Consider the following 6617-nt stretch of genomic DNA (forward strand, 5'->3'; position numbering starts at 1 on the left):
GTAAAGAATCCACCTTCTAAAGAAGGTGGCTTTGCGTTAACCCCCTAAAAGGGGGCCTTCTATTCAAGGGCTAGCTGAGCTTGCTCTTGTCTTTCAACCTTCTCTTGGTGACGAACATACCGTCTTATGATCTCTTCGTTTATCCCAACTGAGTCAACGAAGTAGCCTCTTTGCCAAAAGTGGTTGCCCCACATCTTATTCTTTCTCAAATGCGGATATTTGCTAAATAGCTTCAATGCTATTTTTCCTTTTAAAGCTCCCATTAAATTCGATATGGATAACTTTGGAGGAATTTTTACTACCAGATGGACATGGTCAATCTGTACATTCAACTCCACTACTATGCAGCCGAGTTGCTGGCAATACACGTGAATACACCTGTAAACATCTTTGCCTAATTTATTCTTCAAAACCCTAAACCGATACTTCGGCGTCCAAACTATGTGATATTGACATCGCCAGAACACATGCGATGCTTGCTCGTATCTACTCATGTTAATTTCCTTTTTGACTTCGCTAAAAATCAAAGGGAGATTTAACATGGGTAGGTATACGGGCAAAGCCCTACCATGAATGATAACCACCTACTGAAGTAGGTGGTTTAGGGCTGAAAATTAAAAACGCTTCAATTTTAGTAGGTAGTGTCGTTGTTTTTTGTTTGGCGCTGTTTTTGGTGCGATCGCAAGTCACCATTGAAGGTCGCGCGTGGATGAAAGCAATGATACCTCATCACTCTATTGCGATCTTAACAAGTTAGCGTGCAAATATTGATGATGTCCGAGTTCAAAAATTGGCCGAAGAAATTATAAACGCGCAAGAGCGTGAGATTAAGGAAATGAAATGGTTAATCTCAGATATCAATAATAATGGCATCGTGGCCTCAGCGAATGAAGCAACTCAGCGCCCAGTCCCCGACTTTAGTAAAAAGTAACGATTATCTTTTATTATTATTTTATACCGGAGAACAAACATAAGTAAATCTGCAACGTTATACAGAATGCATACGAAGGAACATATTTGCCCCTATGGCTTGCGTTCTAAAGACCTGTTAGAAAGAAAAGGTTATAAAATAGACGATCATAAACTTAGCTCTCGTGAAGAAACGGATAAATTTAAGGGTAAACATGGCGTTGAAACAACACCTCAAACATTTATTAATGACAACCGTATTGGGGGATATGACGAGCTAAGGGAATTTTTTGATATGGGAGAAGCGGGGCAGACTGGCACAACTTACACGCCGGTTATTGCCATTTTTGCGACCGCATTTCTAATGGCGTTAGGTATTGTATTCGGAGAGTGTAAAAATATCTGTATTCGCGCAAGCCGGCACAATTGGGTCACTTTCGACCGTTCCAGTCATCGAAGTCTTTGTTGCACTTAGGATGTCGATTCTTGCGATTCAAAAATTACGCGATTTATATGGCTTTACTAATTCTTTTATTACTTATGATTTACTAGCGATGCGCAGTGTGCGATACGGTTACATTTATCCATTTGCGGAAGCGTTCGCTGGGATTGGTATGCTTGCCGGAATATCAGGCTATGTCGTTGGCCCCGTATCTCTCTTTATTGGAACCATTGGTGCAGTATCGGTATTTAAAGCTGTTTACGTAGATAAACGCGAGTTGAAATGCGCTTGCGTCGGCGGAGACAGTAATGTTCCCCTCGGTTTTGTTTCGCTTACTGAAAATTTGTTTATGATTGGTGCTGGAATTTGGATGCTTTATCAAGCAATTGGAGCTTAAACATTGGGTGTTGCTCTAACACCTATTGATGAAGCCACAATCACTTTCCAAATTGCTCTAAAATACTTTATGCGCCCATTTGCCCGCAATGGGAAAATAGGCGCTTCCAGCGGCCAAAACTTGCCACGTTTTTAATCGTCACTCTTTGTCGAGAATGCTTTGAAAGCTTTTTCTAGCGAATCTTCAAACTTCTCTTTGTTACAACCCCCGTCTTCACTTTGTTTGGTTTCGTTGTCTGTTGGTTTAATGGCTTGATTTGGCGTGTTCGTGACTTGGAGTAAATCGGTATTTAGCATCGTGGAAACCCTTCTGTTCGCGTTGATCTCATTAAAAACTGGTGTGCCGGATAACACACACATTATCTAAAGCAAATAACAGGCCAAATTTCCATGTTAACAAATGTTTGGGGTTAACCCGAATGACAGTAAACTGCACTGAGAACGAATGCTTTCTATGTAGCTTTTCAAGGCATCGTCTACCGACGCTATGTCACGAAAACATATATCAATCGCTTTATCTACATGTGGACGAGATTGGATACTTGCAATAACCTGATCTCTATCACCACACATCATAAGCAAACGGATAGCCTCTTCCAACAGGAGCATATGGCAACCTTCCATTGCTAATACACCGTTATGTTGCATTCGGTTTACCACCTTTAAAGCTCGTTTATCACCCGTAAAAAGGTTTGATGGTTTGTTTTCTTGAGCGGCAAACGTGAGAATAAGTTCTCCTGCGTCAAGGTGAGGGGTACGAAGTTGTGCAATAACATCAAGGGCTTGCTCGTCGGAGATTGTGACAGGTTCGCTGTGAGATACAAAATAAAGAATACTTTGTATGTGCGCCGGTTCGAATCCCATTTTATTCGCTCTTGAAGGGGTCTGTATGCCCGCAACATATGGCAATGCATCAAGGTAACGGAACACATAGCTGTGATGAGTAAACAGGTCGACACAGTCAGTCAATAATGCATAACGTGCCAATTTAAAAATGACATCGTTATCCGTAAAAATATTAATTTTCACTATGCTACCCAGACTGCATACTCATTAGATACTCACTATCCTCTGAACGCACGTCTAGCTGCTGCATTGCCTCAGCACATGAAAATTGTAATGTCGCTATGGCGTTTCCCTTTTCTAAAAACCGCAGCGCTTGCTGAGTCAAAATCCAATCTCTTGTTTCGCGCCCATACGTCAATGCAAAGTGCCCAGCACTGACGCCGCTCGCTTGGCTTGAACGCTTAGCCTGAATAGCCAATTCAGCAGGTCGACTCAATCGCCCAAGTCGCTTTACCATTGAAACAATATCTGTCTCTTTGCGCAGCAGTCGAAGCGCATACGCATCGGCTTCGTCTTCCTGTGGGTCGGTCTCAACTTCTAATGATTCCCCTAATTCAGGTAACACTGAATCCGTTAAGCTTCCATCCTGCGTGAGGTGATCACACATGATATGCCCAAGCTCATGTAACAATACAAAAAGCTGCGTAGAGGGACTCTTGTGTTTATGACCCAGTACGATGGCATAATGCTCATTAGAGCGCATCACCATTCCCGCAGGTCGTGCAATATTGGTTGGAAAGCGAGACACATGAATGACTGGTATTTGGCACGCCCAAAAAATTGGCAACACGTTGGCTAATGTGAGTTCCCCTAATGAGTCCAACGACTGTTGTAAACGGATAAGATCGGGTGTGCAGTGATTGTACTCGAGCACTGTGATAAGTGTATTTGCCACCGCTTGACATAAAAAAGTTGCGTCAGACAATTGTTGAATATCGATATGAGCGCGCTTTTTAAATTGTACCGTGTAAGCAGCGGGTAAAAATGATACGTTGCCATCGTTGACTGAGACACTTAATCCTAATCGTTGATCAAGTACTTTGGCAAACTGTAAAAAACCTGAGTTGCTTTGTAATAATGCATCATCCCACCACGCAGGCAGCACTCTATTGAGGGTAGCCCTACTAATGCCGACATCTCGGATCTGTTTGTAAACCGCCGACTTCGACGGAAGCTTGAATGCGGTCATCTCGCCCCCAATGTCATTATTATTGCTCAAGTTTACATGAGTGTGCCGCCAATAACAGCCTCCCCAATTGCTTTGCGTGACCGTCAGTACCATTCCAAACGTTAGTTAACACATCCATTAAGTATTGATGTGATTTAGGATCAATTTCTTGATACTTTTTATAATTAATATTTGCATAATTGCATAATACTAATAACCCTTTAGTTAGTTTTTTCTGTGGCTGGAACAAATTTCTATAAACCGTCGACTGACACATGTTTACATGTTCAGCGATAGACACAGATGTGTTAAATCCCTTGTCACAGTACTTTTTTAGTAAATCTTTTTGTAATTTATCGATATTCATTCTATATATATTAAATGCATAATTGACTATTTATGTTGCTATCATTTACAGACTAAATCAAGTAAGCTGTCAACATGACTGATCCGGAAATTAGACACTTATTATTTGCGCGACTTGCAAGACGTAAGTCATTCTCAGAAAACCAACTGTGCGAAGAAGTTCCTATTCAAAATGGGCTTACTCGGGCCGATGTTGTGTTCTGTGGCAGCCGACTTGAGTGCTTTGAGATCAAGAGTCACCGAGATACATTGAAACGCCTCTTTTCCCAAGGGTGGCAATATGAACAGTCTTTTGACAGAGTCACCTTAGTCTGTGCGACAAAACACTTGAATAAGGCATTTGGCATTATCCCGAAATGGTGGGGAGTGCTTGAAGTATCTGGCTCGGGTCAATTACATACTGTCAGGACAGCCCAGTCCAACCCTCATGTGAATATCAGTGGAATGGCTGATCTACTAGAGAACCAAGATGCTCGTGCCATTTTACAACAGTCTGGGATCACTAAAGGCATCGGGCGAATGCATCATGAGCAACTGCGCAAGACAATTGCAGAGCACCTGACGCTTTCACAATTAAGAGAGGCGACAAAAAAGGCATTGACCCAGCGACAATTGTCTCGCTGGCGTCCCAGCGAGCAAGTTGCTTAGACGCGCTATAGAGCGCTTATCATGGTTACATCGTTATCCATTAAACAACACCTGAGCAAAATGGTGATTCATAAACTCTGCTACATGACCGGTTGAATTGCCGGGTCCAGCTTGCGGAGGTGTCAGTGTTTTGTTGTGCCAGTTTTCATCTCCCCACGAAAAAGCCGGACCACGATAATCGGGATGCAATATTAAGAATTCGGCTAATTCTATTATCGCTTGGGTATTCTTACCTTTTTGTCGCAAAACCAGCCAATGATCATCAAGTGTATACTTAATTGCAATATGACCAGAGCGTCGTGTTTCGCCAGAATCCCAAAGAGGACTTAACGTGCCATAGTCTCCATAGTGGAGATCAAATGTTATTGCACCCGCCACATCTTGATAAAGCTGTTTATCCAACCGGGGGATCTCTTCATCGCCCACAATATTTTGTAGTGTGGTGGGAAAAGCGCCTGATGAAAAGACAATGTTAGAAAAGCCAACGTCATGCAACTGCTCAATGGCAGTTGCAACGCTCGATGCCCTCGCAATCATTGCATCATTGGCTTCACCCATATCAATGAGCAGTAGTGTGTTAGTATTAAAGGCAAAAGGTATAAGAGCGGTTTCAAGCTCGTCAATCACTGAATCGTCAAAGATACTTACATCGTTACTAAATTCAATTCGAAATATCGGATTTGCTTCAAACGCGGACACAACGCTGCTGTCTAAATCAGATATTTCAAACGGATCGATAGCAAAACGCAACCCATGCTGAACAATCATTTGTTGAATATGTGCTGATGCTCGTTTTAATTGAAAACGAGATAGGTCCATTATATTGTTAGTTGGCCAAGTGGCGGCAATCGCTGGGATCGCTTTTTCAAATGATGCTAAAAATTCTACATTCCAAATGGGGCATATTTTCTCCTGCCAATCATTTGGGACATGTGACAATGCTTTAAGCTCTCCAGCTTTTACACGTAAGTTGGGATAATACATCGTTTCTCCTTATCATTGTTTCCATTTTGCTTGCTTTATGTCGCCAAGTTAGTGGGGTTTGTATTGCGCTTTTGCGGTAGTAATAGAATCGCAGGTAACACCAGTAAGTCCCCGACTAACGCCAGTGCCAGGGTAATTGCCGTCAACAACCCAAGGTTTGCGTTGATGATGAAATCACTGCTTGCCAATACTAAAAATCCCATCATTAGAATAAATGTCGTCAGCACAATGGCGTGACCTGATTCTTCAAGGGTTCTCACTAATGCGTCAACTCGATTACAATTGCAGGCTTCCCGAGCATATTGATAATGTGTCAAGAAATGTACAGTATCATCGACAACAATGCCCATCGTGATACTCGCTGCGTATTCTGATGTTCTCGATCGCTGATTCTGGCTAGCCCGATCAACTCTATTCCGGTCATTCGATCACAGACTTTTTCTTCACCACCCGATCAGTCTTTTATGCTTGTTAACTTCTTTTAATTTTAAAGAGGAAACAAGTATGTCAAAACCTACTGACATAGAACGCGTTAAAGCGGTTCTCTATCTTAAGCTTGATGAAAACCTCAGTAACCGGGACATCGCCAGGAGACTGAATGTGGGGGCTGCCACTATATCTGATATTCTCGGTAAATTCAGAACCCTGGATTGTGGCTGGCCGTTACCTGAGCATGCCTCCGATCAATGGCTACATCAGTCACTTTATCCTGACAGGAAAGCGGGCCGTATTAAACCTGATTATGGCCTGATGGATATTGAACTGCGGCGTAAAGGTGTAACTAAACTGCTGCTCTGGGAGGAATATCAGGCTAATTACCCTGATGCTTGCTATAGCTACAGCCAGTTTTGCGACAAT

At 42.5% G+C, this 6617-nt stretch carries 7 protein-coding genes and 3 pseudogenes; 4 read left to right on the forward strand and 6 right to left on the reverse strand.

The window, feature by feature from the left end:
* Positions 1-59 precede the first annotated feature (59 nt).
* Positions 60-494 carry an IS200/IS605 family transposase gene (gene tnpA, locus C6Y40_RS09595; RefSeq protein ID WP_105933925.1) on the reverse strand — a complete coding sequence of 145 codons (435 nt, stop codon included), beginning with the start codon at positions 492-494 and terminating at the stop codon, positions 60-62.
* A gap of 116 nt (positions 495-610) precedes the next feature.
* Between tnpA and C6Y40_RS25540 the strand changes: the two are divergent.
* Both C6Y40_RS25540 and C6Y40_RS09605 read left to right on the forward strand, forming a co-directional pair.
* Positions 611-931: pseudogene (locus C6Y40_RS25540) on the forward strand (DUF305 domain-containing protein); the annotation flags it as partial.
* Positions 932-970: 39 nt separating this feature from the next.
* Positions 971-1748: pseudogene (locus tag C6Y40_RS09605) on the forward strand (MauE/DoxX family redox-associated membrane protein).
* Between the two features lie 392 nt (positions 1749-2140).
* Here C6Y40_RS09605 and C6Y40_RS09615 read toward each other — a convergent pair.
* The 3 genes from C6Y40_RS09615 to C6Y40_RS09625 are packed head-to-tail and all read right to left on the reverse strand — an operon-like array spanning position 2141 to position 4128.
* Positions 2141-2776, reverse strand: a complete 636-nt coding sequence (locus tag C6Y40_RS09615) for a hypothetical protein (protein ID WP_105934405.1) — start codon at positions 2774-2776, stop codon at positions 2141-2143.
* Between the two features lie 4 nt (positions 2777-2780).
* Positions 2781-3782 carry an ImmA/IrrE family metallo-endopeptidase gene (locus tag C6Y40_RS09620; protein ID WP_105934406.1) on the reverse strand — a complete coding sequence of 334 codons (1002 nt, stop codon included), beginning with the start codon at positions 3780-3782 and terminating at the stop codon, positions 2781-2783.
* Between the two features lie 19 nt (positions 3783-3801).
* Entirely contained in the window at positions 3802-4128 is a 327-nt protein-coding gene (locus C6Y40_RS09625; RefSeq protein ID WP_105934407.1) for a hypothetical protein, read from the reverse strand.
* 74 nt (positions 4129-4202) lie between these two features.
* Between C6Y40_RS09625 and C6Y40_RS09630 the strand changes: the two genes are divergently transcribed.
* Complete coding sequence (locus C6Y40_RS09630; protein ID WP_105934408.1) at positions 4203-4775, forward strand: sce7726 family protein; 573 nt, start codon at positions 4203-4205, stop codon at positions 4773-4775.
* Between the two features lie 33 nt (positions 4776-4808).
* Here the strand turns inward: C6Y40_RS09630 and C6Y40_RS09635 are convergent, their stop codons facing one another.
* Both C6Y40_RS09635 and C6Y40_RS09640 read right to left on the reverse strand, forming a co-directional pair.
* Positions 4809-5759 (reverse strand): beta family protein, encoded by a 951-nt coding sequence (locus C6Y40_RS09635; RefSeq protein WP_105934409.1) that lies wholly within the window; start codon positions 5757-5759, stop codon positions 4809-4811.
* Positions 5760-5794: 35 nt separating this feature from the next.
* The gene (locus tag C6Y40_RS09640; protein ID WP_276309511.1) at positions 5795-6115 is read right to left on the reverse strand and encodes an MMPL family transporter; all 321 of its coding nucleotides are present in this window, start codon (positions 6113-6115) and stop codon (positions 5795-5797) included.
* A gap of 148 nt (positions 6116-6263) precedes the next feature.
* On the opposite strand from C6Y40_RS09640, the pseudogene C6Y40_RS09645 reads away from it, so the two are divergent.
* Positions 6264-6617 (forward strand): annotated as a pseudogene (locus C6Y40_RS09645) (IS21 family transposase); the annotation flags it as partial.

It is taken from the genome of Marisediminitalea alba, assembly GCF_002993365.1.
Lineage (GTDB): Bacteria > Pseudomonadota > Gammaproteobacteria > Enterobacterales > Alteromonadaceae > Alteromonas > Alteromonas alba.